At 67.6% G+C, this 24,547-nt stretch carries 23 protein-coding genes; 11 read left to right on the top strand and 12 right to left on the bottom strand.

The features are described 5' to 3' along the window. Window positions 1-52 precede the first annotated feature (52 nt). Entirely contained in the window at window positions 53-652 is a 600-nt protein-coding gene (locus tag AC1M14_RS12700) for a C40 family peptidase (RefSeq protein WP_102771329.1), read from the top strand. A gap of 40 nt (window positions 653-692) precedes the next feature. Here AC1M14_RS12700 and AC1M14_RS12695 read toward each other — a convergent pair whose 3' ends face one another. After that, a complete protein-coding gene (locus AC1M14_RS12695; protein ID WP_479731711.1) occupies window positions 693-1,463 on the bottom strand; it encodes an SDR family oxidoreductase in 771 nt (256 codons plus the stop codon). Window positions 1,464-1,661: 198 nt separating this feature from the next. Between AC1M14_RS12695 and AC1M14_RS12690 the strand changes: the two genes are divergently transcribed. The 5 genes from AC1M14_RS12690 (at window position 1,662) to AC1M14_RS12670 (ending at window position 6,556) form a co-directional block, all read left to right on the top strand. Beyond that, on the top strand, window positions 1,662-2,351 hold the full coding sequence (locus AC1M14_RS12690) for a c-type cytochrome (RefSeq protein WP_479731710.1): 690 nt from the start codon (window positions 1,662-1,664) through the stop codon (window positions 2,349-2,351). Further along, window positions 2,348-3,262, top strand: a complete 915-nt coding sequence (locus AC1M14_RS12685; RefSeq protein ID WP_479731709.1) for a c-type cytochrome — start codon at window positions 2,348-2,350, stop codon at window positions 3,260-3,262. Before AC1M14_RS12690 ends, AC1M14_RS12685 begins: the two co-directional genes overlap by 4 nt. A gap of 96 nt (window positions 3,263-3,358) precedes the next feature. Beyond that, on the top strand, window positions 3,359-3,991 hold the full coding sequence (gene gmk, locus AC1M14_RS12680) for a guanylate kinase (protein WP_168202110.1): 633 nt from the start codon (window positions 3,359-3,361) through the stop codon (window positions 3,989-3,991). Between the two features lie 44 nt (window positions 3,992-4,035). After that, the gene (gene rpoZ / locus AC1M14_RS12675) at window positions 4,036-4,239 is read left to right on the top strand and encodes a DNA-directed RNA polymerase subunit omega (RefSeq protein ID WP_102771334.1); all 204 of its coding nucleotides are present in this window, start codon (window positions 4,036-4,038) and stop codon (window positions 4,237-4,239) included. 22 nt (window positions 4,240-4,261) lie between these two features. Then, entirely contained in the window at window positions 4,262-6,556 is a 2,295-nt protein-coding gene (locus AC1M14_RS12670; RefSeq protein ID WP_111825041.1) for a RelA/SpoT family protein, read from the top strand. 12 nt (window positions 6,557-6,568) lie between these two features. Here AC1M14_RS12670 and glnQ read toward each other — a convergent pair whose 3' ends face one another. The 3 genes from glnQ to glnH all read right to left on the bottom strand — a co-directional run bounded on the left by glnQ (window position 6,569) and on the right by glnH (window position 8,777). Next, a complete protein-coding gene (gene glnQ, locus AC1M14_RS12665; RefSeq protein ID WP_102771335.1) occupies window positions 6,569-7,297 on the bottom strand; it encodes a glutamine ABC transporter ATP-binding protein GlnQ in 729 nt (242 codons plus the stop codon). Next, on the bottom strand, window positions 7,294-7,950 hold the full coding sequence (gene glnP / locus AC1M14_RS12660) for a glutamine ABC transporter permease GlnP (RefSeq protein ID WP_102771336.1): 657 nt from the start codon (window positions 7,948-7,950) through the stop codon (window positions 7,294-7,296). Before glnP ends, glnQ begins: the two co-directional genes overlap by 4 nt. A 74-nt stretch (window positions 7,951-8,024) precedes the next feature. Next, window positions 8,025-8,777 (bottom strand): glutamine ABC transporter substrate-binding protein GlnH, encoded by a 753-nt coding sequence (glnH, locus tag AC1M14_RS12655; protein ID WP_102771337.1) that lies wholly within the window; start codon window positions 8,775-8,777, stop codon window positions 8,025-8,027. Window positions 8,778-8,939: 162 nt separating this feature from the next. Here glnH and AC1M14_RS12650 point away from each other — a divergent pair, with 162 nt between their 5' ends. Then, the gene (locus AC1M14_RS12650; RefSeq protein ID WP_479731708.1) at window positions 8,940-9,974 is read left to right on the top strand and encodes a C45 family autoproteolytic acyltransferase/hydolase; all 1,035 of its coding nucleotides are present in this window, start codon (window positions 8,940-8,942) and stop codon (window positions 9,972-9,974) included. 36 nt (window positions 9,975-10,010) lie between these two features. Here AC1M14_RS12650 and AC1M14_RS12645 read toward each other — a convergent pair whose 3' ends face one another. The 3 genes from AC1M14_RS12645 to nudC form a co-directional block, all read right to left on the bottom strand. Continuing rightward, window positions 10,011-13,634, bottom strand: a complete 3,624-nt coding sequence (locus AC1M14_RS12645; RefSeq protein ID WP_479731707.1) for a hydantoinase B/oxoprolinase family protein — start codon at window positions 13,632-13,634, stop codon at window positions 10,011-10,013. A 102-nt stretch (window positions 13,635-13,736) separates the two neighbouring features. Next, a complete protein-coding gene (locus AC1M14_RS12640; RefSeq protein WP_102771340.1) occupies window positions 13,737-14,246 on the bottom strand; it encodes a winged helix DNA-binding protein in 510 nt (169 codons plus the stop codon). A gap of 130 nt (window positions 14,247-14,376) precedes the next feature. Then, window positions 14,377-15,147: an NAD(+) diphosphatase gene (nudC, locus tag AC1M14_RS12635; protein WP_102771843.1), complete on the bottom strand. Its 771-nt coding sequence runs from the start codon at window positions 15,145-15,147 to the stop codon at window positions 14,377-14,379. 280 nt (window positions 15,148-15,427) lie between these two features. Between nudC and AC1M14_RS12630 the strand changes: the two genes are divergently transcribed. From AC1M14_RS12630 to AC1M14_RS12615, 4 genes are all read left to right on the top strand, one after another. Beyond that, window positions 15,428-16,402, top strand: coding sequence for a TRAP transporter substrate-binding protein (locus AC1M14_RS12630; protein WP_111825036.1), 975 nt, complete (start codon window positions 15,428-15,430; stop codon window positions 16,400-16,402). A gap of 7 nt (window positions 16,403-16,409) precedes the next feature. After that, window positions 16,410-16,910 carry a TRAP transporter small permease gene (locus tag AC1M14_RS12625; RefSeq protein ID WP_111825035.1) on the top strand — a complete coding sequence of 167 codons (501 nt, stop codon included), beginning with the start codon at window positions 16,410-16,412 and terminating at the stop codon, window positions 16,908-16,910. Then, window positions 16,903-18,204, top strand: coding sequence for a TRAP transporter large permease (locus tag AC1M14_RS12620; protein WP_102771343.1), 1,302 nt, complete (start codon window positions 16,903-16,905; stop codon window positions 18,202-18,204). Before AC1M14_RS12625 ends, AC1M14_RS12620 begins: the two co-directional genes overlap by 8 nt. A 321-nt stretch (window positions 18,205-18,525) precedes the next feature. Then, on the top strand, window positions 18,526-19,596 hold the full coding sequence (locus AC1M14_RS12615; protein WP_111825034.1) for a porin: 1,071 nt from the start codon (window positions 18,526-18,528) through the stop codon (window positions 19,594-19,596). 37 nt (window positions 19,597-19,633) lie between these two features. Here AC1M14_RS12615 and AC1M14_RS12610 read toward each other — a convergent pair whose 3' ends face one another. The 5 genes from AC1M14_RS12610 to AC1M14_RS12590 form a co-directional block, all read right to left on the bottom strand. Continuing rightward, window positions 19,634-20,434 carry a putative hydro-lyase gene (locus AC1M14_RS12610; protein ID WP_440130615.1) on the bottom strand — a complete coding sequence of 267 codons (801 nt, stop codon included), beginning with the start codon at window positions 20,432-20,434 and terminating at the stop codon, window positions 19,634-19,636. Between the two features lie 2 nt (window positions 20,435-20,436). Next, on the bottom strand, window positions 20,437-21,789 hold the full coding sequence (locus AC1M14_RS12605; protein ID WP_479731706.1) for an amidase: 1,353 nt from the start codon (window positions 21,787-21,789) through the stop codon (window positions 20,437-20,439). A gap of 54 nt (window positions 21,790-21,843) precedes the next feature. Continuing rightward, complete coding sequence (locus tag AC1M14_RS12600) at window positions 21,844-22,527, bottom strand: DUF2848 domain-containing protein (RefSeq protein WP_209165458.1); 684 nt, start codon at window positions 22,525-22,527, stop codon at window positions 21,844-21,846. Window positions 22,528-22,600: 73 nt separating this feature from the next. Beyond that, the gene (locus AC1M14_RS12595) at window positions 22,601-23,884 is read right to left on the bottom strand and encodes a TRAP transporter large permease (RefSeq protein WP_102771346.1); all 1,284 of its coding nucleotides are present in this window, start codon (window positions 23,882-23,884) and stop codon (window positions 22,601-22,603) included. After that, window positions 23,881-24,501: a TRAP transporter small permease subunit gene (locus tag AC1M14_RS12590; protein WP_102771845.1), complete on the bottom strand. Its 621-nt coding sequence runs from the start codon at window positions 24,499-24,501 to the stop codon at window positions 23,881-23,883. The genes AC1M14_RS12595 and AC1M14_RS12590 overlap by 4 nt, the downstream gene beginning before the upstream one ends. Between the last annotated feature and the right edge of the window lie 46 nt (window positions 24,502-24,547).

Here is a 24,547-nt window from a genome sequence, read left to right as displayed (position 1 = left end):
TTGCCTGCCCAGGCAAAGCCATGCCGCCCACTCCGATTTCTGAAGTGACGTAATGACGCCGCCCACGCGAAAAGCCCGAACTGCCCGATTCCGCATCCCCGTATTCCTGTCAGCGCCCATCATCGCCCTGACGCTCTCCTGGATTCCCGACGCCGCCCAGGCGTCGCTGCGATCCGAACAAGCCCGCCCGACGCTCAACGGCCTGCGCCTGGCCCAGGAACCCACCGTGCCCACCCTGCGCGACCGCGTGGTGCAGGCCGGCCTGGACGCCATCGGCACCCCCTACAGCTGGGGCGGCGACGACGCCGAAGGTTTCGATTGCAGCGGGCTGGTGCTGTATGTGTTCCGCGAGATCGCCGGCCTGGAACTGCCGCGCACCGCGCGCGCCCAGCGCACCGCCGGCGAGTCGGTCGGCAACAAGAAAGAACTGCGCCCCGGCGACCTGGTGTTCTTCGCCACCCGCGGACGCGGCGTGACCTCGCACGTGGGCATTTATATCGGCCAGAACAAGTTCGTGCATGCGCCGCGCCGCGGCACCAAGGTGCGCGTGGACGAAATGCAGAATTCCTATTGGGCCAAGCGCTACGTCGGCGCGCGGCGCTACCTGGATACGAAACCGGGCCAGATGCTGGCCCAGGTCGATTCGAACTGACGGGTCGCTGCAAAGGCGCGGCGCCCCGCCGCGCCCGGTATCAGCCGCGCCCGACGAAAGGCATGTTGGTGGCCATGATGGTCATGAACTGCACGTTGGCGTCCAGCGGCAGGCGCGCCATGGCCGCCACCGCCTGGGCCACATGGGCCACGTCCATGCGCGGCTCGACCTTGGTGCTGCCGTCGGCCTGAAGAATGCCGGCGGCCATGCGCTCGGTCATGTCGGTGGCCGCGTTGCCGATGTCGATCTGGCCGCAGGCGATGTTGTACGGCCGGCAATCCAGTGAAATCGACTTGGTCAGCCCCGTCACCGCGTGCTTGGTGGCGGTATAGGCGATGGAGAACGGCCGCGGCGCATGCGCCGAGATCGAGCCGTTGTTGATGATGCGCCCGCCGCGCGGATTCTGCGCCTTCATCACGCGGATGGCGGCCTGCGCGCACAGGAACATGCCGGTCAGGTTGGTGTCCACCACCTCGCGCCACAGCGCCACCGGCAGTTCTTCGATGGGCATGGCCGGCGTGCCGCGCCCGGCGTTGTTGAACAGCACGTCCAGGCGGCCGTATTCCCGCTGCGTGACGTCGAAGAGCTCGCGCACCGCCTGTTCGTCCGATACGTCCGTGGGCACCACCAGCGCCCTCACCCCGTCTTCGCCCGCCGCCGTGCGGGTTGCCTCGAGCGGATCGCGCCGGCGTCCGGCCAGCACGACCCGATAGCCTTGCGCCAGGAATTCCAGCGCCACCGCGCGTCCTATGCCGGTGCCGGCGCCGGTCACCAGGGCTACGCGCGGGGGATCGATCTCGTTCGTCTGCATCGGATTCTCCTTGTTATCAATCCGCGAGATGCTACCCGAATCGCCTACCGGATGCTGCAAGCGAAGGTTCCAATCCGAACACCGTTTCCCCAGGCGTTACGCCATCAAACGACCGTTTTGGTGTTGATCCGTCACAAGTATTTATATAATTTTGGGGAATTAGCTTATTACCAGATTCACCACTACGGAGCAGGTTTCATGACCCCACGGTCCTTATCCGGCGCGCTCATGCTGGGCGCGCTGTACGCCGCCTCGGCGGCCGCCCAGGGCGCGCCAGATGGCAAACAGATCAGCACGCAGGGCGCCAACGGCGCGCCGGCCTGTATCACCTGCCACGGCGCGCGCGGCGAAGGCAATCCGGCCGCCGGCTTCCCGCAGCTGGCCGGCATGGGCGCGAGCTACCTGCAAGAGCAGCTCGACGCCATGGCCAACGGCTCGCGCGTCAGCCCGGTCATGGCCACCACGGCCAAGGCGCTGGACCCCGCGCAACGCGAAGCCGTGGCGCGCTATTACGCCGAACTGCCCTCGCCGCTGGACCTGGACCGCCTGGCCGCCACCGCCATGCAGCCGGCCAGGCCGGCCGACACCGGCGCCTGGCTGGCCACCCGCGGCGCCTGGGACAAGAACGTGCCCGCCTGCAACCAGTGCCACGGACCCGGCGGCATCGGCGTGGGCCAGAATTTCCCCGCGCTGGCCGGCCAGCCCGCGGCCTATCTCGCCGGACAATTGCGCGCCTGGCGCCAGGGCCAGCGCCCGCCCGGCCCGCTGGGCCTGATGCCGGCCGTGGCGACCCGCCTCTCGGAAGACGAAATCGACGCCGTCTCCGCCTACTACGCCGGCCTGCCCAAGGCCGCCACCTCCACCGCCGCTACCGGAGCAAAACAATGACCGCCCTGCGCCTGCTCTGCGCCGCCGCCGGCCTGGCCGCGTCCGCCTCGCTGTCGGCCGCCGAGCCGCGTCCTTCGTTCACGCCGCCTTCGGCCGCGTCCCTGCCCGACGACGAGTTCGGCAAGGCCGTGCGCGAAGGCGAGCAGATCTTCCTGCACACGCCGAAACTGGCCGGCAAGTTCGTCGGCAACGACCTGAACTGCGTCAGCTGCCACCTGGACGCCGGCCGCCGTCCCGATTCCGCCCCGATGTGGGCCGCCTACGTGCTGTATCCCGCCTATCGCGCCAAGAACGGCCACGTCAACACGCTGGCCGAGCGCCTGCAGGGCTGTTTCCGCTTCAGCATGAACGGCAAGGCGCCGCCGGCCGACGATCCCACGCTCACGGCCCTGCAGACCTATATGTTCTGGCTGGCCAGCAAGGCGCCCACCGGCGTCAAGCTGGAGGGCCAGGGCTACCGCAAGCTGCCGCCGCCGGCCAGCAAGGCCGACTACGTGCGCGGCAGCCAGGTCTACGCGCAATATTGCGCGCTCTGCCACGGCGCCGAGGGCCAGGGCCAGAAGAACGGCAAGCACTGGGTGTTCCCGGCCCTGTGGGGTCCGGATTCCTTCAACTGGGGCGCGGGCATGCACCAGATCGGCAACGCCGCCGGCTTCATCAAGGCCAACATGCCGCTGGGACAGGCCGGCATGCTGAGCGACCAGGAAGCCTGGGACGTCGCCTACTTCATGAACGCGCATGAACGCCCGCAGGACCCGCGCTATACCGAGTCGGTCGCGGCCACGCGGGCCAAGTATCACGACAGCGAGGATTCGCTGTACGGGATCGAGGTCAACGGCCATCTGCTGGGCAGCGAGGCGCCGGCCCCCGGCGGCAAGCTGAACGCGGCGGGCGCCAGTACCGGCGGCTGAGGATCGCGGAATATGCGGCGCGGCCAGGGTTTTCGCCCTGCCGCGCCGCGCGATTTGCTATCCTCTCAGTCTTAGCATTACGCCCCGATCACATTCATGCACGCCAACCCCGGAAACGTCTTCATGGTCGTCGCGCCCAGCGGCGCCGGCAAGTCCAGCCTGGTCAAGGCCTTGCTGCAGCAAGACCCTTCCATCCTGCTCTCCATTTCCTGCACCACCCGCGCCCCGCGCCCCGGCGAAGAAGACGGCCGCGAATACCGCTTCGTGTCCACGGCCGAATTCCAGCGCCTGCGCGAAGCCAACAACCTGCTGGAATGGGCGGAAGTGCATGGCAATTTCTATGGCACGCCGCGCGACCGCATCGACGAAGCCACCCGCGCCGGACGCGACGTGCTGCTGGAGATCGACTGGCAGGGCGCACGCCAGGTCCGCCAGCGCTTTCCGGGCGCGATCGGCGTGTTCGTGCTGCCGCCGTCCATCGACGAACTCGAAAGCCGGCTGAAGGCGCGCGGCCAGGACGAACCGCAAGTGATCGCGCGCCGGCTGATGGCCGCCGGCGGCGAAATCGCGCACGCGCCTGAATGCGAATATGTTATTATTAATCAAGAATTTAGCGTAGCCTTGTCGGAATTGACTCAAATAGTCAGCGCCGCCCGGCTACGTTTTTCGTCTCAGGCCGCCCGGCACAGCCAGTTGTTCTCGCAACTCGGCATCCCGGCCGAACACTGAAGCGCAAGCATTCTCCCTATCCTCCATCAGCACCAGGTGTCCTAATGGCTCGCATTACTGTCGAAGACTGTCTGACTCAAATCCCCAATCGTTTCAAGCTCACGCTGGCCGCGACCTATCGCGCCCGCGAGCTGGCGCAAGGCCATGCCCCGCGCCTGGACAGCAAAGACAAGCCCACGGTCACCGCCCTGCGCGAAATCGCCGGCGGCCTCACCGGCGTGGAAATGCTGCGCAAGGTTCCGACCTGATCCGATTCGGGGGGCGGCAAGCATGGCTTTTCCCGGGCTGAAGTACGCCTCATCTGGTCTGCTTGCCGCACTGCGCGCCGGCTCCCGTCTCGGGCGCCGCACGGGCAAGAAAGCCAAGAACCTCCCCGCGCCGCCGTCCGTCGCCGCCCAGGAAGCGGCGGACGCGACCGCCTCGCCGGTCGCCTCGCTGGCGCCGCTGACCGAAATCATCGGCAGCTATCTCGACAAGAAAGACGTGGAGCGCGTGCGCGAAGCCTATCGCTTCGCCGACCAGGCGCACCTGGGCCAGTTCCGCGCCAGCGGCTCGCCCTACATCTCGCATCCCATCGCGGTCACTGAAATCTGCGCCGGCTGGAAGCTCGACGCCAACGCCCTGTCCGCGGCGCTCTTGCACGATGTCATGGAAGACCAGGGCATCGCCAAGCACGAACTGGCCGAGAAATTCGGCCCCGAGGTCGCGGAACTGGTCGACGGCCTGTCCAAGCTGGACCGCCTGGACTTCGCCACCAAGGCCGAGCAGCAGGCCGAGAGCTTTCGCAAGATGCTGCTGGCGATGGCGCGCGACGTGCGCGTCATCCTCATCAAGCTGGCCGACCGCCTGCACAACATGCGCACGCTGGACGCGGTCAATCCCGAAAAGCGCCGCCGCATCGCCCGCGAAACCCTGGACATCTACGCGCCCATCGCGCACCGGCTGGGCCTGAACCTGCTGTTTCGCGAACTGCAGGACCTGTGCTTCGCGGCCATGTACCCGAACCGCTATCAGGTGCTGTACAAGGCGGTGCTGGCCGCGCGCGGCAACCGCCGCGAGGTCATCACCAAGATCGCCGATTCGGTGCGCGCCGCCCTGCCCGCCGCCGGCATCGAGGCCGAAGTCACGGGCCGCGAGAAAACCCTGTTCGGCATCTACCGCAAGATGGTCGACCAGAAGAAGTCGTTCTCCGACGTGCTCGACATCTACGGCTTTCGCGTCATCGTGCACACGCTGCCGGAATGCTATCTGGCGCTGGGCACGCTGCATCAGCTCTACCGCCCGGTGCCGGGCAAGTTCAAGGACTACATCGCCATTCCCAAGGTCAACGGCTACCAGTCCCTACACACCACGCTGGTCGGCCCCTACGGCACGCCGGTGGAATTCCAGTTCCGCACGCGCGACATGCATCACGTGGCCGAGGAAGGCGTGGCCTCGCACTGGCTCTACAAAGGCGCCGACCTGACGCTCAACGACCTGCAGAAGCGCACCCACCAGTGGCTGCAATCGCTGCTGGACATCCAGAGCCAGACCGGCGACTCCGGCGAATTCCTGGAGCACGTCAAGGTCGACCTGTTTCCCGACGCGGTCTATGTGTTCACGCCGCGCGGCAAGATCATCTCGCTGCCCCGCGGCGCCACGCCGGTGGACTTCGCCTACGCGATCCACACCGACATCGGCAACCAGGCGGTGGCGGCCAAGGTCAACGGCGAGTTCGTGCCGCTGCGCACCGAACTCAACAGCGGCGACACGGTGGAGATCGTCACCTCCCCCGCTTCGCGGCCCAATGCGCAGTGGCTCAACTACGTGCGCACCGGCCGCGCGCGCTCCGAGATCCGCCACTACCTGCGCACCGTCAAGTACGAGGAATCGGTGGCCTTCGGCGAGCGCCTGCTCGGCCAGGCCATGCAGGAACTGCGCATGCCGCTGCCGGCCACCGACGACCCGGCCTGGCAGAAACTGGCGCGCAGCACCGGCGCCAGCTCGCGCGAGGAAATCCTGGCCGACATCGGCCTGGGCAAGCGCCTGGCGGCCGTCGTGGCGCGCCGCTTCGCGCCCGAACACCAGCTGGTCGCCACCACCGCCGCGGCCGTGGACGAACTGACCTCGGCGCGCAGCGCGCCCATCCTGATCCAGGGCAACGAAGGCCAGGCCGTGCAACTGGCGCCCTGCTGCGGCCCGCTGCCGGGCGATCCCATCGTCGCCGGCATGCGCATGGGGCACGGGCTGGTGGTGCACACCGCGGACTGCCCCGTGGCGCTGCGCCAGCGACTGCGCGAACCCGAACGCTGGATCAACGTGGGCTGGGACGCCCACACCGCCAAGCACCTGTCCACGCGCCTGGACATCGTCACCCGCAACGAGCGCGGCGTGCTGGGAAGGCTGGCCGCCGAAGTCACCGCGGCCGACGCCAACATCATGCACGTCACCATGCACGACGACGCGGTCTCGACGGTATCGCTGCACCTGACCATCCAGGTCGACAGCCGCAAGCACCTGGCGCAGGTCATCCGCGCCATCCGCCACGTGCCGCAGGTGCAGAAGATCGTGCGGGTGAAGGGGTAGGCGCCGGCCGCGTCAGGCCACGTGCTGCAGGAAATCCTTCAACCGCTGGCTGGGCGGGTTGCCCAGCAGTTCGGCCGGCGGGCCGTCGTGGGCGATCTTGCCGGCGTCGATGAAGATCAGGCGGCTGCCGACCTTGCGGGCGAATTCCATTTCATGCGTGACGACCACCATGGTCATGCCCTCTTCGGCCAGGTCGCGCATGACCTTCAGCACCTCGTGGCGCAGCTCCGGGTCCAGCGCCGAGGTGGGCTCGTCGAACAGCATCAGCTTGGGCTTGATCGCCAGGGCGCGCGCGATCGCCACGCGCTGCTGCTGGCCGCCTGACAGCTCCGAAGGATAGTGGTTCATGCGCTCGGCCAGGCCGACCTTGGCCAGCAGGCCCTCGGCCAGTTCGCGCGCCTCGTCGCGGCTCTGGCCGCGCGTGTGCACCGGCCCGAACATGACGTTCTCCAGCGCCGTCATCTGCGGAAACAGATTGAACTGCTGGAACACCATGCCGGCTTCGCGGCGGATTTCGCGCACCTGCGCCGCCCCGCCCAGGACGCTCAGGCCGTCGACCAGCAGGTCGCCGCCGTTGATGGTTTCAAGCACGTTGATACAGCGCAGGAAGGTGGACTTGCCCGAACCCGACGGGCCGACCACCACCACCACTTCGCCCGCGTCGATGCTCAGCGAAATCTCGTCGAGCACCGTCGACTCGCCGAATCGTTTGGTGACTTCGTGAAATTCGACCATGCTCATAGTATGCGCATCCTTTTTTCGACCAGATGCAGCGTCAGCGCCAGCAGGCCGGTCAGGATCAGGTAGATGATGGCCACCGCCGACCAGATCTCGACCGCGCTGAAGTTGCTCGCCATGATTTCCTGGCCCTGGCGGGTCAGTTCGGCCACGCCGATCACGATGAACAGCGACGAGTCCTTCAGGCTGATGATGCACTGGTTGCCCAGCGGCGGGATCATGCGGCGAAACGCCACCGGCCCGATGATGTAGAACAGGATCTTGTGAAACGGCAGCCCCATGGCCTGCCCGGCCTCTTTCAGGCCCTTGTGCACGGACAGCAGCGAGCCGCGCACGATCTCGGAGATGTAGGCGCCCGAGTTGATGATGAGCGTGGCGATGGCGGCCCACTCCGCCTCGACCCGGATATCGGCCAGGAGCGGCAGCGCGAAGTAGATGAACATCACCTGCACGACGATCGGCGTGCCGCGGATGACCGCGACGTAGACCTGCGCGATGGCCGAAAGAATGGGATGCCCGTAGGCGCGGGTCACGCCCGATAGCGCCCCCAGCAGGAAACCGCCGACCAAGCCCCAGAAGGTGATCTTGATCGTCATCAGCGTACCCTCCAGCAGGTTGGGTAACGCGTCTTTGATTACAGTCCAGTCGAACTCCACGATAGTCCCCCCATGATCCGGCAAGGGGCGCCCGCAAGGCGCGGGCGCCCAGGTAGCGGTTCAAGCCCGGGACGTCAGGGCTTCTTGCCGAACCACTTCTCGTAGATCTTGTCGTATTCGCCGTTGGACTTGAGCGTGGCCAGCGCCTTGTTCACCTGCGGCACCAGGTCGCTGCCCTTGGGGAAGGCGATGCCGTAGAAGTCGCCGCTCTTGACCGAGCCGACCACCTTGACGCGGCCCTTGCCCGCCGTGTTGGCGTAGTACTGGACATTGGGCGTGTCGTGCACGGCGGCGTCCACGCGGCCGGTGGCCAGTTCCAGGTAAGCGTTGTCGATGTTGGGGAAGAGCTTGAGCTTGGCGTCCGGCACCTGGGCCTTCAGGAAGTCCACGGTGGCGGTGCCGGTCTTGACCGCGACGCTCTTGCCGGCCAGGGACTTGGCGTCCTTGATGTCGGTGTTCTTTTCGCCGACCAGGATGGACAGGCCGCTTTCGTAATAGGGATCGGAGAAGTCGACGACCTTCTTGCGGTCGTCGCGGATGGTGATGCCGGCCAGCGCGGCGTCGATGTTCTTGGTCTGCAGGCCGGGGATGATGCCGGCGAAGTCCATGGGCTGCAACTTGTATTTCAGGTTGAGTTCCTTGGCGATGGCCGCCCAGAGATCGACGTCGAAGCCCGTGTAGGTGTTGCCCTGCTTGAACTCGAACGGAACGAAAGCGGTATCGGTGGCGACCACCAATTCCTTGCCTTGGGCCTGGGCGGCGGAGACGGCGCCGAACATGGCCAGGGACAGGCCGGCCAGCGCGGCGGCGACTTTGCGTTTGATCATGAAACTCTCCTCTTGGGGAACCGTCGGCCCCCCTCGGTTGTTGTAAGGGCATGATTCCTGGGCTACACCGAGTCCTCGGGGCAACTTACCGAGGATCTTAACGCATCCCCTACACCGGCTGCTTCCGAAAAAATACAATCGGCTGGACACCCGGAGAATCACATGGCCTACAAGTACGTGCGCATCTGTGGAAACCGCCGCCAGGCCGGCGTGGCGCTGGGCAAGCTGGCCCGCCCCATCATGTCCGCCTATCTGGCGCAAAGCGGCACCTGGGAAGCCTTGCGGCCGTGGCGCGGCCACGCCTTCCTGGACGAACTCGGGCAGCAGGCCCGCGCCGCGCTGCCGGCGGTCTGGGAAGAGCTGGAGGGGCTGGCCGAGGGCCTGCGCCTGCCGCTGGAGGACGTGCTGCTGTGGAATTGCCGCGGCGACCTGCTGCACAGCACGGCCGACGGCTGCACGTCGGTGGCCCTGCGGACCGCCGACGGCGCGCGCTGGATCGCGCACAACGAAGACGGCGACCCTTACCTGCGCGGGCGCTGCCACCTGGTGGACGTGGCGCTGGACGACGCGCCCGGCTATCTGAGCTTCTACTATCCCGGCTCGCTGCCGGGCCACACTTTCGGGGCCAACCGCGCCGGCCTGGTCCAGACCATCAACAACCTGCGCACGCGCCAGCGCCATCCCGGCGTGCCGCGCATGCTGCTGGCGCGCGCCGTGCTCGACTGCGCCACGCTCGACGAGGCCGTGGCGCTCTTGCGCGCGCTGCCGCATTCGGGGGGCTTTCACCATCTGCTGGGCGCCGCGGACGACCCGCGCATGTTCAGCGTGGAGGTCGCGCCCGGCGCCACCTCGGTGCTCGATACCGGCCCGCGCTACGGCCATGCCAACCACATGGTGCACGCGCAGACCGCCGGGCTGGCGCAGGTCATCACCGATTCTTCGCGGGCGCGCCAGCACCGCATCGAGCGCATCGTGGACGGCTGGTCGGCCGGCGCCGGCAGCGCCGACCTGCTGGCCGCGCTGCACGACACCGAGGGCGATCTGCCCATTCTGCGCATGGCGGCGGACGATCCCGACGAGGAGAACACCCTCGCCACCGCGGTCTTCGAGATCCGCGACCCGGACGTGACGCTGCGCGTCTACGACCGCAGGAACAAGGCGGAGATCGCGCTGGACGTCATGTCGGAACCGGAGTGAAGCGCACGGGCACCGCCAGCGCGGCGCCCGGCGGCATCAGGCCTGTCCGTAGCCGCCGCCTCCCGGCGTCTCGATCACGAACACGTCGCCCGGATGCAGCTGCGCGCTGTCCTGCGGGCCCAGCTCCTCGACGCTGCCGTCGGCGCGCTCGACGGCGTTGCGGCCCATCGCGCCAGGCTGCCCACCGGCCAGGCCGAAGGGGGCATAGCGGCGGTTGTTCGACAGGATGGCCGCCGTCATCTCCTCCAGGAAGCGGACGCGGCGGATGCCGCCGTCGCCGCCCGGATAGCGCCCCGCTCCGCCCGAGCCCTTGCGGATCTCGTAGGACTCCAGCCGCACCGGAAAGCGGAACTCCAGCACTTCCGGATCGGTCAGGCGCGAGTTGGTCATGTGCGCCTGCACCACCGACGTGCCCGCGAAGCCCGGATCGTGCGGGCCGGCGGCGTCGATGCGCACCGGCCCCGCGCCGGTGCCCCCCGAGATGGTCTCGTAGTACTGATGGCGCGCGTTGCCGAAGGTGAAGTTGTTCATCGTACCCTGGCTGGCGGCCAGCACGCCGAGCGCGCCGTACAGCGCGTTGACGATGCACATCGAGGTCTCGACGTTGCCCGCCACCACCGAGGCCGGCGGATTCGGGCGCAGCATCGAGCCTTCCGGCAAGATGATGGACAGCGGCACCAGGCAGCCGTCGTTCAGCGGGATGTCGTCGTTGACCAGGGTGCGGAACACGTACAGCACCGCCGCCACCGCGATGGCGCCCGGCGCGTTGAAGTTGTTGTCCAGCTGCGGCGAGGTGCCGGTGAAGTCCACCACCGCGCTGCGCGCCTCGGTGTCCACCCGCACGGCCACGCGGATCACCGCGCCATTGTCCAGCGGGTACTCGTAGCTGCCGTCCTTGAGCACCGAGATCACGCGGCGCACCGCCTCTTCGGCGTTGTCCTGCACGTGCCCCATGTAGGCGCGCACCACGTCCAGGCCGAAGTGATCGCACATGCGCAGCAGTTCCTGCACGCCTTTCTCGTTGGCGGCGATCTGCGCGTGCATGTCGGCGATGTTCTGGTCCGGGTTGCGCGCCGGCCAGCGGCCGGAGCCCAGGATGCCGCGCGCCGCCGCCTCGCGGAACTCGCCGTTCTTGACCAGCTGGAAGTTGGTGAAGAGCACGCCTTCGTCTTCCACGGTCCTGGAATCGGGCGGCATGGAACCGGGCGTGGTGCCGCCGATGTCGGCATGGTGGCCGCGCGAGCCCACGTAGAACAGGATCTCGCGTCCCTCGCGGTCGAACACCGGGGTGATGACGGTCACGTCCGGCAAGTGGGTGCCGCCGTGGTAGGGATCGTTGACCACATAGGCGTCGCCGGGCGCCATGCGGCCGGCGTTGGCCTGCATGACGGTGCGCACCGACTCGCCCATGGAACCCAGGTGCACCGGCATGTGCGGCGCGTTGGCGATCAGGCGGGCCTGCGCGTCGAAGATCGCGCAGGAAAAGTCCAGACGCTCCTTGATGTTGACCGAATAAGCCGTGTTCTGCAGGCGGTAGCCCATCTGCTCGGCGATGGACATGAAGAGGTTGTTGAACACCTCCAGCATGACGGGGTCGGCCTGCGTGCCGATGGCGCGACGCTCCGGACGGGCCTCGACGCGGCGGATCACGAAGTGATCCTGCGCGGTCAGCTCGGCCTGCCAGCCCGGTTCGACCACGGTGGTCTGGTTGGGCTCGGAGATGATGGCCGGACCGGCCACCACGTCGCCGCCCGCCATGTCCTCGCGCACGTACAGGGGCGTGTCGCGCCAGGCGCCGCCGCTGTACATGCGCACGCTGCGGCGGGCGGCCAGCGCGCCTTCGCGCACCCGGGCCGCCTGCGCCGCGGCGACGCGTTCGCCGCCGCCGGTGGCCTCGACCGAAATGGTCTCCACCACCAGTTCGCGGTCGGGCATGAGGAAGGAATAGCGCTGGCGGTAGGCGGCCTCGAAATCGCGGCGCACCTGCTCCAGCCCGCCGTACGCGACTTCCAGCGCGGTGTCGGTGCCGCGGTATTTCAGGTGCAGGCGGCGCTGCACCGCGATGTCGCCCTCGGCCACGTGCTGGCGGCGCAGTTCGCCCACCGCCTGGCCCGCCAGTTCGTCCAGCTCGCCCGCCAGCTCGCCCATCAGTCCGGCGTCCAGCACCTTCTCCACCGTCTTCTGGCGCATGTCGGTCTGGTCGGCCAGGCCCATGCCGTAGGCCGACAGCACGCCGCCCAGCGGATGCGCGAACACGGTGGTCATGCCCAGCGCGTCGGCCACCAGGCAGGCGTGCTGCCCGCCCGCGCCGCCGAACACGGTCAGCGCGTACTCGGTCACGTCGTGGCCGCGCTGCACCGAAATGCGCTTGATGGCCTCGGCCATGTTGCCCACGGCGATTTCCAGGAAGCCCTCGGCCAGCTGTTCCGGCGTCATGTCGCGGCCGGTGGCGGCGCGCACTTCATCGGCCATGGCCTGGAAGCGCTGCGCCACCACGTCGCGGTCCAGCGCCTCGTCGGCGTTGGGGCCGAACACCTTGGGGAAGAAATCCGGCTGGATCTTGCCCAGCAGCACGTTGCAGTCGGTCACCGCCAGCGGGCCGCCGCGGCGGTAGCAGGCCGGGCCGGGATTGGCGCCGGCCGAATCCGGGCCCACGCGCAGGCGCGCGCCGTCGAAATGCAGGATGGAGCCGCCGCCGGCGGCCACGGTGTGGATGCTCATCATCGGCGCGCGCATGCGCACGCCCGCCACCAGGGTTTCGAACTCGCGCTCGAACTCGCCGGCGTAGTGCGACACGTCGGTGGAGGTGCCGCCCATGTCGAAGCCGATCACCTTGGGAAAGCCCGCCGTCTCGCTGGTGCGCACCATGCCCACGATACCGCCTGCCGGGCCGGACAGAATGGCGTCCTTGCCGCGGAAGCGGTGCGCGTCGGTCAGGCCGCCGCTGGACTGCATGAACATCAGGCGAATGCCGGGCAGCTCGCCGGCGACCTGGTCCACGTAGCGCTTGAGGATGGGCGACAGGTAGGCGTCGACCACCGTGGTGTCGCCGCGCGACACGAATTTGATCAGCGGGCTGACCTCGTGCGAGGCCGAGACCTGCGGAAAACCGATATCGCGGGCGATGGCGGCGGCGCGCGCTTCATGCTGCGGCGCGTGCCAGGCGTGCATAAAAACGATTGCAACGGCGCGGATGCCGGCGTCATGGGCGGCCTGCAGGCCGGCGCGCAGGCTGGCTTCGTCCAGCTCGCGGATCACCGCGCCGTCGGCCGCCACGCGCTCGTCGGCTTCGAACACCGACTCGTACAGCATCTCGGGCAGCGCCACGTTGCGGTCGAACAGTCGCGGCCGGTTCTGGTAGGCGATCCGCAAGCCGTCGCGAAAGCCGCGCGTGGTCACCAGCAGCGTGCGCTCGCCCTTGCGTTCGAGCAGCGCGTTGGTGGCCACCGTGGTGCCCATCTTCACGCATTCGACCTGCTCGGCGGGCACCGGCTGGCCGGGCGCGATGCCCAGCAGCTTGCGGATGCCGGCCACCGCCGCGTCGCGGTACTGCTCGGGGTTCTCCGACAGCATCTTGGCCGTGGTGGTGGTGCCGTCGGGACGGCGCGCCACGATGTCGGTAAAGGTGCCCCCACGGTCTATCCAGAATTGCCACTTCATAGGTGTCCTTGAATACAGAAAGCCGCCGCGGCGCTGGGCGCGGCCGGTTGCCAATGGCGGGGACTTGCCCCGGATCTTTATTGATATGGGTGCGCGGGCAGCTCAGAGCGACGTCGCGGCCCGGGCCGCCTGGTCGTACAGGCCGGACAGCGCGCGCAGCGTATGCGCGAGCTGGCGGCTGAACTCCAGCCCGCCCGCGCCCGGCGCGTTCAGGCCCGAGGTCAGGCACTGCTCGCGGATGTCGGCGTAGCGCTTGAGCACCGCCGCGCCCTCTTCCGTGACGCTGTAGAACACTTCCTTGCTGCTGCGTTCGCCGCGCACCACGCCGATGCGCTCCAGCTTCTTGAGCGAATAGCTGACGATGTGGGTGTCCTCGACGTTGAGCGTGAAGCAGATGTCGGCCAGCTTCTTGGCGCGCTGCCGGTGATAGACGTGGTGGAACACCATCACGTCGGTGGCGGTCAGGTCGGGCAGCCCGGCCGCGGCCATGCAGCGCACGGTCCAGCGGTCGAAGGCGTGGCCGGCGATCATCAGGCCGAATTCCACCTCGGACAGGTCAGGCGCGCTGCCGCTGGCGAGATGGGCCGATGAAGCGATCAAGGCGGATTTCATGGAATGCAGGAGCCGGTTTAGTCTGGACGAAATACTAATAATTTATCGACATTTCATCAATAAAAAGCCATCGCCAGACGGCCGATTTCCCCGCTTTACAGGGAATACCCCTAGGCCTTGGAAAAAATCGTCAGGGCGCCGACCAGCCCATCGGCAGATTGGCCCGGATCAGCGAGCCGGCAATGGAAATACGCGCCGCGATCTCGGGCATGGGATCGCCCGGGCCGAACCAGCGCGCGTCGGCGATCTCGTCTTCCTGCACGCGGATCTCGCCCGAGACGTAGTCGGCCGTGAACGCCACCATCAGCGAATGCGGGAACGGCCAGGACTGGCTGCCGAAGTACCGCAGGTTGCCGACCTTCAGGCCGACCTCTTCGAGCACCTCGCGGTGGATGGTCTGCTCGATGCTCTCGCCCGGCTCGACGAAGCCCGCCAGCGCCGTGTAGCGCGCCGTGGCCGTGGCGGTGTGGCGCGCCAGCAGGATGCTGTCGCCCTTGCGGATCAGCACCATCATGGCCGGCGAAATCCGCGGATAGGCCGAGAACCCGCAGGACGGGCAGCGCAGACAGAATTCCGTGGGCGAACGCTGCGCCCGCTCGCCGCAGGCGCCGCAGTAGCGGTGCGTGCGGGCCCATTCGGCGATCTGGTAGGCGCGCCCGGCCAGCGCCATGCGCTCGTCGTCGAGCACGCCGAACAGCGAACGCAGCTTGCGGAACGCATAGCCCTCGGGCGCGTCGACGCCGGGCTCCACGTGCACGGTGCGGTGGGGCGTGTCGGGCAGCATCCAGATCGGCTGCAGCACCTCGGCGCGCACGCCGATGCGTTCGCACAGATCCATGTCCGGCAGCACGCCGGAATCGGCTTGGACCAACAATTCATCACGACGAAAAACGAAATTCACGCGCAGCCTCGGCCCATGCAGTAAATAGCGCAATCTTAGAAGAAAAACAGCGGCCGCAAGCGGCGCGAACGCGCAGCGTCCAACGATTGAACCCTCAAGCATCGCGGGTCCGCGCGCCGCCCTAGGAATAACCCGTAAAGACGCGATTTCACGCGCCCCGCCGCCGCACGGCAACTTAGAATGGCACGGCTTTTCAGCTGCGCGTCATTGCCGCAGCGCTCGCTTTCGCAATGCCTGTCGGGCACCGCCCGGCTCTACCATACGCAAGGAAGAACCACCCATGTACAAGAAACTTTCCCTGTTGGCCGGCAGCATCGTCCTGGCGTTCAGCGCGGGCGCGCAGGCCCAGACCAAATGGGACCTGCCCAGCGCCTACCCGGCCAGCAACTTCCACGTCGAAAACCTGACCTCCTTCATCAAGGACGTCGACACGCTGTCGCAAGGCAAGCTGAAGATCACGCTGCACAACAACGCCTCGCTGTACAAGGCGCCCGAGATCAAGCGCGCGGTGCAGGGCAACCAGGCCCAGATCGGCGAAATCCTGCTGACCAACTTCGCCAACGAAGATCCGGTCTACGAACTCGACGGCCTGCCCTTCCTGGCCACCGGCTACGACGCTTCGTTCAAGCTGTACCAGGCGCAGAAGCCGTTCCTGGAGAAGAAGCTGAACGCGCACGGCATGACGCTGCTGTACGCCGTGGCCTGGCCGCCCCAGGGCATTTTCGCCAACCGCGACATCAAGCAGGTGTCCGACATGAAGGGCCTGAAGTGGCGCGCCTACAGCCCTGTGACGGCCAAGATCGCCGAACTGGTCGGCGCCCAGCCGGTGACGGTGCAGCAGGCCGAACTGGCGCAGGCCATGGCCACCGGCGTGATCGATTCCTACATGTCCTCGGCCTCCACCGGCTACGACACCAAGACCTACGAGTACATCAAGAAGTTCTACGACACCCAGGCCTGGCTGCCCAAGAACGCCATCATCGTCAACAAGAAGGCGTTCGACGCGCTCGATCCGGCCACCCAGGCCGCGCTGAAGAAGGCCGGCGCGCAGGCCGAGGAACGCGGCTGGAAACTGTCGCAGGAAAAGAACAAGTGGTACCAGCAGGAACTGGCCAAGAACGGCATGGAGACCATCCAGCCCACCGCCGAACTGAAGTCGGGCCTGTCGGAAATCGGCAAGCGCATGCTGGATGACTGGCTCAAGAAGGCCGGCGCGGACGGCCAGGCCATGATCGACGCCTACAAGAAGCAGTGATATTTCCATGCGCCGCTTTCTAGATGGTCTTTACGGCGCGGCCGGCCTGCTGGCCGGCCTGTGCACGATCGGCGTACTGGTTTCGGTGCTGGCCGCGATCATCGCGCGCCAGCTCCACATGAACATCCCCGGCACGGACGCCTATGCCGGGTACTTCATGGCCGCCGCCGGCTTTCTCGCCCTGTCCAGCACCTTCAAGCACGGCGAACACATCCGTGTGACGCTGCTGCTCAATTCGCTCAACCCGGCCGCCAGCCGCCGCCTGGACCTCTTCGCGCTGTCCGTGGGCTGCGTGCTGGCCGCCGCCTTCGCGTTCTTCAGCATCAAGCTGACGTACGACTCATGGCAGTTCAACGACATCTCCACGTCCAACGACGCCACGCCGCTGTGGATTCCGCAGATCAGCATGGCGATCGGCACGGTGCTGTTCCTGGTCGCCCTGATAGACGAACTGATCCGACGCCTACGCGGCCAGGCCGCCGCCACTTCGCAGCAAACCCATGAATGAAATTCTCGTCATTACCCTATTGGTCGTCTCGATCTTCGCGCTGCTGGGCTGCGGGGTCTGGGTCGGCCTGACCCTGGCGGGAACGGCCTGGATCGGCATGGAGATCCTCTCCAGCCGTCCGGCCGGCGACGCCATGGCCGTCACCATCTGGGGCGCGGCCTCCAGCTGGACCCTGACCGCGCTGCCGCTGTTCCTGTGGATGGGTGAAATCCTGTTCCGCACGCGCCTGTCGGAAGACCTGTTCAAGGGCCTCGCGCCCTGGCTCAACCGGCTGCCGGGCCGCCTGCTGCACACCAACGTGATCGGCTGCGCCATCTTCGCCGCGGTCTCGGGCTCGTCGGCGGCCACCTGCGCCACCGTCGGCAAGATGACCATCCCCGAGCTGACGCGCCGCGGCTACCCCGAGGACAAGATCCTCGGCACGCTGTCGGGCGCCGGCACGCTGGGCCTGCTCATCCCGCCTTCGATCATCATGATCGTGTACGGGGTGGCGGCGGACGTGTCCATCGCCAAGCTGTTCATCGCCGGCATCGTGCCCGGCCTGCTGCTGGCGGGGCTCTTCATGGGCTATATCGCCTGGTGGGCGATCCGCAATCCCAAGGCGGTGCCGGCGGCCGACCCGGGCCTGACCTTCATGCAGAAGCTGTCGCGCTCGCGCCACCTGATCCCGGTGCTGCTGCTGATCGCGGCGGTGCTGGGCTCGATCTATTCGGGCATCGCCACCGCCACCGAAGCCGCGGCGGTGGGCGTGGTGGGCGCGCTGATCCTGTCGGCGCTGCAGGGCTCGCTGAACCGCTCCAGCTTCATGCAGTCGCTGCTGGGCGCCACCCGGCTGTACTGCATGATCGCGCTGATCCTGGCGGGCGCGCAGTTCCTGACGCTGGCGATGGGCTACATCGGCCTGCCGCGCGCGCTGGCCGAGTGGATCGGCGGCCTGGGCCTGTCCCAGTTCGGGCTGATCATGGCGCTGATGGTGTTCTTCATCGTGCTGGGGTGCTTCCTGGACGGCATTTCCATCGTGGTGCTGACCATGGGCGTGCTGCTGCCGACGGTGCAGGCCGCCGGCCTGGACCTGATCTGGTTCGGCATTTTCATCGTGTTCGTTGTAGAAATGGCACAGATCACGCCGCCGGTGGGCTTCAACCTGTTCGTGCTTTCGGGCATGAGCGGCAGGGAATTGCCGTACATCGCGCGCGCCTCGATGCCGATGTTCTTCCTGATGATCCTGGCCGTGCTGCTGCTCTATCTGGTGCCCGGCATAGCGACCTGGCTGCCGCAGCACATGACGCTGTAGTGCCGGGCCCCTCGCCCCGAAAACCCCGGTTTGCACCGGGGTTTTTTATTTTTCCGGCGCTCTCGCGGTTTGCGATTCTGTAAACCCGGGAAAACGCCGAACGAATCCGTCCCCTGCTGGCGCGCCAACTTTTCTAGAATCCCGAGGCGCCCATGCCGCTTGCCGGCATGGGTTCAGTTGTGCCACCTGGGCGGCCGCCCGGACCCGCGCTTACCCCAAGCGTCGGAGCGGCCGGCCCGGCGCCCGGCGATCCGCCGCGCGCATCTGGCCGGGCCACAAGCCCGGCGCAACCAAGAACAGCTACATCAGGAGGAGACCCGCATGAAACGCATCACCCTATCGCTCGCCCTTGCCGGCCTGGGCATGGCCGCCGGCACGGCGTCCGCCGAGACCAGCGTCACCCTGTACGGTATCGCCGACGTCAGCATCCGCTACCTGAGCACCAGCTCCGGCGCGGTCGGCGAAGACGGCAGCCGAGTGTCGATGGAGAACGGCGCCATTTCCAACAGCCGCTGGGGCCTGCGCGGCTCGGAAGACCTGGGCGGCGGCAACCGCGCCTTCTTCCGCCTGGAGAACGGCATCAACCTGCAGAACGGCAGGGGTTCGGACACCAGCAAGGCCTTCAGCCGCCTGGCCTACGTGGGCCTGGACGGCGGCCAGATCGGTACGCTCACCCTGGGCCTGCAGAACACGCCGATGTTCGACCTGCTGGCCGATTACTTCGATCCGCTGACCGTGGGCAACTACGACCAGAACGCCTGGCTGCCGGCCGCCATGTCGCGCGTGCGCACCAACAACATGACCAAGTACGCCAATACCTTCGGCGACCTGTCCATGGTGCTGTCGTGGGCCAACGGCGAAGACTGGGACGACCACAAGGCCGGCCAGCAGTACGGCGCCAGCCTGCGCTACACCATCGGCCAGCTGGGCCTGGGCGCGGCCTACCAGCAGACCTACGCGGGCACCGATTCCGATCTGCGCCAGCGCGTCTGGAACCTGAACGCCTCGTACCAGTTCGACGGCGCCAAGCTGTTCGTCGGCTACTACAACGGCCGCGACGAAACCGGCTGGGTCAACGGCGTCATGGGCGGCACCACCACCGCCAACCTGGACCGCAAGGACAACGGCTACTTCGCCGGCGTCACGTGGCAGGCCACGCCGCGCTGGGCCATCACCGGCGCGGCCTACTTCGACCAGAGCAAGAACGTCGAGGAAGAAGGCGACAAGGGCAAGCGCTACGCGCTGGTCGCCGTGGCCGAGTACTCGCTGTCCAAGCGCTCGCAGCTGTACGGCACCGTGGACTGGAACAAGGTCAGCGACGCCGCCAGCGGCGAAATCGCCGGCAAGAGCAACCAGGTCGGCGCCGCCGTGGGCTTCCGCCACATCTTCTGATGTCTCTCGCGCCGGGCTCCGCGGAGCCCGGCTTGCGCTACACCGCCATCCGGCTGTTGATGAGATCGGTGACCAGCATGTGCCCGGGCGCATGCGTGATGCAGAATTCCGGCCGCACCGAGGCCACCACCGACTGCGGCGTCACGCCGCAGGCCCAGAACACCGGCATCTCCCCTTCCCGTATTTCCACCGCGTCGCCGTAGTCCGGGCGATCGATGTCGGCGATCCCGATCAGGGCCGGGTCGCCGAGGTGCACGGGCGCGCCATGCACCGACGGAAAGCGCGAGGTCACCTGGATCGCGCGGATCGCGTCGGCGGCCTTCAGCGGCCGCATCGACACCACCAGCGGCCCGCCGAACACGCCGGCCGGGTGCGTCTGGATGCTGGTGCGGTACATGGGCACGTTGCAGCCCTGCTCGATGTGGCGCACCGGCAGGCCGTTGTCCAGCATGGCTTCCTCGAACGAGAACGAACAGCCGATCAGGAACGACACCAGGTCGTCGCGCCAGATGTCGCGCACGTCGGTGGGCTCGGCCACCAGCTCGCCGTTCTTCCATACGCGATAGCGCGGAATGTCGGTGCGGATATCGATGTCCTCGCCCAGCTCGGGCAGCGCCGGATCGCCCGGCTCGGACATGGCCAGCAAGGGGCACGGCTTGGGATTGCGCTGGCAGAAATGCAGGAAATCCGCCGCCAGCGCGCGCGGCAGGATCGCCAGGTTGGCCTGCACGTGGCCCGGCGCCAGGTTGGCCGTGGGGCCGGTCAGCCGGCCGCTGCGGGCGTCCAGGCGCACCTGGCGCGCCGCCTGCGCGCCGGCTCGCATCGAATTGGCGATCATGGCTAGCCTCTCGCTTGCGTCAGCAGTTCCTCGACGGCCAGGCCGATGGCCAGCACGCGGCGGTCGGCGCCGTTGCTGGCCGCGATCATCAGACCTACGGGCGCCGTGCCCGCCGCATGGCAAGGCAGCGACAGCGCGCAGCCGTCCAGGAAGTTGATGAGCGTGGGATTGCGCAGGATCAAGCCGTTGGCCGCGTAATAGGCTTCGTCGGCGGCCAGGTCGGCCACCGCCGGCGCCACGATGGGCGTGGTCGGCATGATCAGCGCGTCGTAGCCGGCGATGCGGTGGTCCACCGCCGCCACCCAGGCCTCGCGGGCGTCCAGCAGGTCCAGGTAGTCGGCCGCGCTCATGTCCTTGCCGCGCATGATGCGCGACACCACGCGCGGGTCGTAGCGCTGGCCGGCGCGCGCGATCAGGTCGCGGTGCCAGGCCCAGGCCTCGGCCGCGGTGAAGCCGCCCTTGGCGTTGATGGCGGCCAGCTGCGCGAATTCCGGCACGGCGATCTCGTCGACCAGCGCGCCGGCCTCGCGCAGCCGCGCGACCGCGGCCTCGAAGCTGGCGGCCACGTGGCTGTCCATGCCGTCCAGCGCCAGCGTGGTCGGCACCGCCAGGCGCAGGCCGCGCAGCGGCAGCGCCTGCGGCGCCGGGCCGCCGTCGCCCGACAGGATCGCGTCCAGCTCGGCGCAGCAGCGCACGCTGGCGGCGATGGGGCCGATCGAGTCCAGGTTGGCCGACAGCGGCAGCACGCCTTCCATCGACACACGCCAGGCGCTGGGCTTGAAGCCCGTCAGGCCGCAAAGCGCAGACGGAATGCGCACCGAGCCGCCGGTGTCCGAGCCGATGGCGGCCACGGCCATGCCGTCGGTGACCGACACCGCCGCGCCCGAGGACGAGCCGCCGGGGATGCGGCCGGTGGCGCGGTCGTAGGGATTCAGGGGGGTGCCGTAGTGAGGGTTGATGCCCAGGCCCGAGTAGGCGAACTCGGTCATGTTGGTGCGGCCGATGATGACGGCGCCGGCGGCGATCAGGCGCTGCACCACTTCGGCGTTGGCGTCGGCGGCGGGTTCTCCGGCGCGCGCCACCGAGCCGGCCATCGTGGTCTCGCCCTCGACGTCGAACAGGTCCTTGATGCTGATGGGCAGGCCTTCGACGGCCGAGCGCACGATGCCCGCCGCGCGCAGCGTGTCCGACGCGCGCGCCTGGGCCAGCGCCGCCTCGGCATACAGTTTGGTGTAGACGCGGGCGCCCTCGCCCGCCTCGTCGCGGGCGCGGGCCAGCGCGGCCTCGGTGAGCGCCACGGACGTCGTGCGGCCCTCGTTCAGGGCCTGGTTCAGTTCGTTCAGGGTCGGAAACATAGTCATCCTGGTGCCGCTGGGCGGCTCAAGTACACACGGGGACGGCCGGCGGCCTCAGGCCACCACGGGCAGCGTCTCCACATGATAGCGGTGGCGCAGGCTGCGCTGGCGGCGCGGATCGTAGAGTTCCATGGTGAAGTCCACCGACGGGCGGATGCCGCCGATGGCGCCGACCGTGCCGCAGGTCATGCCCGCGCCCGCGGGCAGCACGGCGCTGCCGCCGGTGTAGCCGGCCACCAGGTCCTGCGGCGTGCGCAGCGAGGCCAGCGGGCCTTCCTGGTACAGCACTTCCGCGCCGTTCTCCACGATGTACGAGCGGATGACCAGCTCGTCCCAGTAGTCGGCCACGTCGGCCAGGCGCCATGCGCCCGTGGCCAGGGGCTTGACGCAGACCTGCTTGGACATGGCCACGCTATAGGTTTCGAGCTTGCGGTCGGTGTGGTCCGACGCGATGCTGACGTACATCTCGCCGTCGATCGCGAACACGAAAGTCTCGACCTCGCCGGAGGAATCCTCGCCCAGCGCCTGCACGGTCTCGTCCTGGGTCAGCTGGTTGGCGGCGATGCGGTAGTACAGCGGCACGCTGCTGGGACGCGGCACGCCGATGGCGGCCAGTTCCTCGATGTGGTGCTCGATGGCGGCCATGTCGCGTCCGGCCCAGCCGGCCACGATCACGGAATTGAACTCGACTTCCACCCGGCGCGGCTGGGAATCTTCGATCTGGAATACGGCTTTCATATCTGTCCTGCGGAATCTGAGAGGTAAAGGACGCGGCGCCCGCCGCGTCCGAAAGAAGGTTTGCGGCGGCGCCCTAGCCGAACACGCGCGGCAGCCACAGCGCCAGGTCGGGCCAGAACGCCAGCAGCGCGAGCATCACGAACATGGCCGCCACGAACGGCAGGCTGCCGACGATGACCGCGTTCATGGACCCGCTCTTGCGCAGGCTCTGCACCACGAACAGGTTCAACCCGACCGGCGGCGTGATCAGCGCGGCCTCGACCAGGATGATGATCACGATGCCCAGCCAGATGGGATCGAAGCCCAGGCCGATCATGATGGGCGCCACGATGGGAATGGTGGTGATCATCATGGAGAGGGTTTCCATGAAGCAGCCCAGCACCAGATAGAAGATCACCAGGATCAGCAGCATCCAGCCCGGCGACAGGCCCAGCCCCGAGATGGACTGGGTCAGCGCGTCGGTCAGGCCGGTGGCCGACATGACGAAGTTCAGGAAGCTGGCGGCGATCACGATCAGCATGATCATGGCCGTCGAACGCATGGTGCCTTCCATCACCTCGCGCAGCATCGACCACGTCAGGCGGCGGAACCAGGCGGCCAGGATCAGCGCGCCCAGCACGCCCAGCGCGGCGGCCTCGGTCGGCGTGGCCAGGCCGGCGTAGATGGAGCCCACCACCAGGAAGAAGATCCCCATGGGCGGCGCCAGGTGCACCAGGCTGGCGATGCGCTGGCCCCACGTGGCCTGGACCTTCTTGCCGCCCCACGACGGCTTGGCCACGCAGGCCAGGACCACGGTCAGCATGAACAGCGCCGCCATCGCGAAGCCCGGGATGATGCCGGCCAGGTACAGCTTGGGCACCGAGGAATTCGTCAGCACGCCGTAGATGACCAGGTTGATGGACGGCGGAATCAGGATGCCGAGCGTGCCGCCGGCGGCCAGGCTGCCCAGGAACAGCGGCTCGTTGTAGCCGTACTTGCGGATCTGCGGAATGGCCACCGTGCCCACGGTCGCGGCCGTGGCCACGCTGGAGCCCGAGGTCGCCGAGAACAGCGTGGAGGCGCCGATGTTGGCGTGCATCAGCCCGCCCGGCAGCCACGACAGCCACAGGCTCATCGCGCCGTACATGCGCTCGGCGAAGCCCGCGCGCAGCAGCACTTCTCCCAGCATGATGAACAGCGGAATCGCCACCAGCAGGAATTCGTTGTTGGTGCTCCAGGAAATCTCGCCGATGGCGCGCGTCAGCGGCAGCATGGAAAAGAGCGGGTCCAGGATCAGGCCCAGCACGCCCAGCGCGGCGCCTACGGGAATCGACAGGCCGATCAGCACCAGCAGCAGGATCAAAGCGGTGGAAATCATGCGGCGTCTCCCTTGACCATGCGCTCGCCGGCGGCGGCTTCTTCTTCAGCTTCTTCCTGCGCCGAGCGCACGCCGCAGATGTTCCTGACCAGTTCGATATCGCCGGTCACCAGCGCCGCCGAGGCGCGCGCCAGCATCAGCGCCACCGTCACGCACATCCACGCCAGGCCCAGCGCCCACAAGCCCTGCGGAATCCACAGCGGCGTCGCAAGCGGCGTATTGGCCGCGGACTTCTGCGTCCACGAGGCCTGCACCACTTCGGAGGCGTAATACGTCAGGTACACCATGAAAACCGCCAGCGCCACCAGCGAGATCCAGTCCAGCACCGCGGCGACGCGCACCGGCATGTGCTGATAGAGCACGTCCACGCGCACATTGGCCCGCTGCAGCGTCGCGAACGCCAGCGCCCACGAGGTGCTGATGGCGAAGGCGTAGCTGGACAGCTCATCGGCCCCGCCAGTCGTGAACCCCAGAAATTTACGCGCGAGCACATCGAACGAAATCAGCAGCACGCTGGCCACCGTCAACGCGCCGCCGGCCCACACCGCCAGCCGCGAAAAACTCTCCGCGCGCCGCAATATGCCGCCCAGCAGGCGAAAGTGTTCGGTTTGAGTCATAAAAAAACCTTTGAAAAACAGCCGCAAACCCTAGCCACCCTACGCA

The sequence above is a fragment of the Achromobacter sp. SX5 genome, assembly GCF_056711425.1.
This window is presented reverse-complemented; position numbering and strand designations above follow the sequence as displayed.

Coding starts and splice junctions, on each gene's coding strand:
- AC1M14_RS12700 (WP_102771329.1), top strand. CDS start 53: ATGACGCCGCCCACGCGAAAAGCCCGAACTGCCCGATTCCGCATCCCC.
- AC1M14_RS12695 (WP_479731711.1), bottom strand. CDS start 1,463: ATGCAGACGAACGAGATCGATCCCCCGCGCGTAGCCCTGGTGACCGGC.
- AC1M14_RS12690 (WP_479731710.1), top strand. CDS start 1,662: ATGACCCCACGGTCCTTATCCGGCGCGCTCATGCTGGGCGCGCTGTAC.
- AC1M14_RS12685 (WP_479731709.1), top strand. CDS start 2,348: ATGACCGCCCTGCGCCTGCTCTGCGCCGCCGCCGGCCTGGCCGCGTCC.
- gmk (WP_168202110.1), top strand. CDS start 3,359: ATGCACGCCAACCCCGGAAACGTCTTCATGGTCGTCGCGCCCAGCGGC.
- rpoZ (WP_102771334.1), top strand. CDS start 4,036: ATGGCTCGCATTACTGTCGAAGACTGTCTGACTCAAATCCCCAATCGT.
- AC1M14_RS12670 (WP_111825041.1), top strand. CDS start 4,262: ATGGCTTTTCCCGGGCTGAAGTACGCCTCATCTGGTCTGCTTGCCGCA.
- glnQ (WP_102771335.1), bottom strand. CDS start 7,297: ATGAGCATGGTCGAATTTCACGAAGTCACCAAACGATTCGGCGAGTCG.
- glnH (WP_102771337.1), bottom strand. CDS start 8,777: ATGATCAAACGCAAAGTCGCCGCCGCGCTGGCCGGCCTGTCCCTGGCC.
- AC1M14_RS12650 (WP_479731708.1), top strand. CDS start 8,940: ATGGCCTACAAGTACGTGCGCATCTGTGGAAACCGCCGCCAGGCCGGC.
- AC1M14_RS12645 (WP_479731707.1), bottom strand. CDS start 13,634: ATGAAGTGGCAATTCTGGATAGACCGTGGGGGCACCTTTACCGACATC.
- AC1M14_RS12640 (WP_102771340.1), bottom strand. CDS start 14,246: ATGAAATCCGCCTTGATCGCTTCATCGGCCCATCTCGCCAGCGGCAGC.
- AC1M14_RS12630 (WP_111825036.1), top strand. CDS start 15,428: ATGTACAAGAAACTTTCCCTGTTGGCCGGCAGCATCGTCCTGGCGTTC.
- AC1M14_RS12625 (WP_111825035.1), top strand. CDS start 16,410: ATGCGCCGCTTTCTAGATGGTCTTTACGGCGCGGCCGGCCTGCTGGCC.
- AC1M14_RS12620 (WP_102771343.1), top strand. CDS start 16,903: ATGAATGAAATTCTCGTCATTACCCTATTGGTCGTCTCGATCTTCGCG.
- AC1M14_RS12615 (WP_111825034.1), top strand. CDS start 18,526: ATGAAACGCATCACCCTATCGCTCGCCCTTGCCGGCCTGGGCATGGCC.
- AC1M14_RS12610 (WP_440130615.1), bottom strand. CDS start 20,434: ATGATCGCCAATTCGATGCGAGCCGGCGCGCAGGCGGCGCGCCAGGTG.
- AC1M14_RS12605 (WP_479731706.1), bottom strand. CDS start 21,789: ATGTTTCCGACCCTGAACGAACTGAACCAGGCCCTGAACGAGGGCCGC.
- AC1M14_RS12600 (WP_209165458.1), bottom strand. CDS start 22,527: ATGAAAGCCGTATTCCAGATCGAAGATTCCCAGCCGCGCCGGGTGGAA.
- AC1M14_RS12595 (WP_102771346.1), bottom strand. CDS start 23,884: ATGATTTCCACCGCTTTGATCCTGCTGCTGGTGCTGATCGGCCTGTCG.
- AC1M14_RS12590 (WP_102771845.1), bottom strand. CDS start 24,501: ATGACTCAAACCGAACACTTTCGCCTGCTGGGCGGCATATTGCGGCGC.